The sequence below is a fragment of the Lentilactobacillus sp. genome, from assembly GCF_040773105.1.
Lineage (GTDB): Bacteria > Bacillota > Bacilli > Lactobacillales > Lactobacillaceae > Lentilactobacillus > Lentilactobacillus parabuchneri.
This window is the reverse complement of the sequence record NZ_JAXGWW010000287.1, coordinates 1-2287: the sequence shown is the minus strand read 5'-3', so window position 1 is coordinate 2287 and position 2287 is coordinate 1. Positions and strand designations below refer to the sequence as shown.

Sequence of the window (2287 nt, the reverse complement as noted above, 5' to 3'; positions counted from 1 at the left end):
GTTCCGGATGGACTGACTTTGGAATAAAGGCATCCCCACGCTGGAAATGCCACCGCAAAATGACTTGGGCGGCTGATTTACCATGTTTGGCGGCGATTCCAGTGATGACCGGGTCATCAAAGATCCGTCCTCGCCCCAGTGGCGCCCAAGCCTGAGTGACAATGTGATTTTCACGATCAAAGTCAATCATTGCCTGTTGGGACAAGTAAGGATGAACTTCCAACTGGTTAACGACGGGCATCTCATTGGCCTGAGTTGCCAAATACTCCAAGTGCAGCATGCCATAGTTACTCGTTCCAATTGATTTAACCAAGCCCTGTTCCTTGAGAGCTTCGAATGCTCGCCAAGTTTCAAAAAAGTGGGTATGAATCGGCCAATGAACTAAAAGTAAATCAACATAATCTAGCTGTAATTTCTTTAAAGATGCTTCTACTGAAGCGATTGTTTGATCATAGCCCTGATTTTCTTCAGCAACCTTTGTGGTGACGAAGATATCATCCCGGGCAACATTTAGTTCTTTAATTGCTTGACCAACTGCGCCCTCATTGCCATACATTTGGGCGGTATCAAATAATCGATAACCGTCATCATATGCGGACTTCACCGATTGGATCAACTCGGCTTCATCCGTCATTCGGTACACGCCAAGCCCTTCTTGAGGCATTGTGTGACCGTCTGCCAACTCAATTCTACTTCCAATATTCTCTTTACTCATCAAAATCCTCCATTGTTATAGATGTTTGAGCACTCTGGCTGGGTTGCCGCCAATTAAGACGTTGTCACCAAATGATTTGGTCACGACGGCTCCGGCAGCCACGACGACATTGTCGCCCAAGGTGACGCCAGGAACAATTGTGGCGTTACCGCCAACCCAGAGATTATCTCCTATTGTAACATTGCCAGGATACTCATAGTTTTCATTCCGTTCGGCTGCACCCAATGGATGATTAACCGAATAAATCGAGGTGTTCGGCCCCAACATCGCATTTTTACCAATGGTAATCTTGCCAACATCGATAAAGGTGCAGCCGTAGTTGGCAAAAAAGTTTTCGCCGACGGATACGGTATAGCCATAGTCACATTGAAACGGCGACTGAACATCAACCTTTTCCCCAGTTTGATGAAATATCTGCTTAATCAGTTGACTGCCCGCTTTTGGATCCTCACGGGCAACCCGGTTAAATTCATCGACCAGCAGTCGGTTTCGACGTCGGTCTTCAGCCAGTTCAGGGTCGGTATTTAAATATCGCTGTCCAGCCAGCATCTTCTCTTTCTCAGTTAACGTCACAGTCATTTCCTCCTATATTATAGATATGTACAAAATGAGGTCGAGGCAAAAGCAACTTTGTCTCAACCTCATTTTAATTTTACTTAAGTCCCGCCAAAGTCTCTCGGGGCTTTGTTATTGGAACTTTATTTGAGTAATCATTTCAGATTACTGATTAGTTCGCCAGCTAAGCAATAGAGGCTCTTCTACTGTTAGCTAACTGAAGTTGTTTCGGGGGTCATGCTCAGACTACTTAATGTCTTCAAATGGTAAACCAAACATTGTTGCAAGGTCTTGGATTTGAGTTTCACTAGCAGTAAATGAGAGAACCGTGTGGTGTCCGCCACCATCTTGGGTCCATTGAGTAGCACCGGCCTTCAAACCAGCCTTTGGAGTCCACATTTGTTTAGCAACTGGCAGATGTGGTGTTTCCTTAGGTGCCTTGTTACCTGTAACAGCGTATCCAATCATTCGATATTCATTACCGAAGTCTGAAATCGTGATGTCCATTGCGTCGCCTTCGCGTCCAGTAAATACCAAACGAGCAGGGTCTGCTTTGCCACCAATGTCCAATGGGTGAACTTCAACACGAGGCTTGTCACTGGCAATACCAGGGTCAACTTCAAGCATATGTGATCCAAGGATAGCTTCTTTACCCTTTTGTAATTCAAGAGTGTAGTCTTCCATGAATGCAGTTGCCTGATTATGAGTCATGATTTTAACTAAGCGGCCAAGAGCAGCTGTCTTCCAGTCACCTTCAGCACCGAAGCCATAGCCTTCATCCATGAGCAATTGGACAGCCAAGCCAGGCAATTGTTCCAAACCATAAAGGTCTTCGAAGTTGGTTGTGAATGCTGAGTAGCTACCTTGATCCAAGAAGTTCTTGATTCCGAAGTATTCACGGATTTGGTAACGTACTGAATGTTCGTACTTGTCTTTGTCGTTATCGCCTTGAACAAATTCATATTTGTCTTGTAATTCTTTGTACTTAGCATCAATATCACTTTCAGAAACAGCGTT

At 44.9% G+C, this 2287-nt stretch carries 2 protein-coding genes and 1 pseudogene; all 3 read right to left on the bottom strand.

Annotated elements, in window-relative coordinates; translation table 11 throughout:
• Positions 1–715, bottom strand: a 715-nt coding sequence (locus AB3112_RS10805) for an aldo/keto reductase (RefSeq protein ID WP_367334488.1), incomplete at its 3' end; no start/stop codon positions are given.
• Positions 716–730: 15 nt separating this feature from the next.
• Positions 731–1288 (bottom strand): sugar O-acetyltransferase, encoded by a 558-nt coding sequence (locus AB3112_RS10800; protein WP_179136537.1) that lies wholly within the window; start codon positions 1286–1288, stop codon positions 731–733.
• 228 nt (positions 1289–1516) lie between these two features.
• A pseudogene (locus AB3112_RS10795) lies at positions 1517–2287 on the bottom strand (L-arabinose isomerase); the annotation flags it as partial.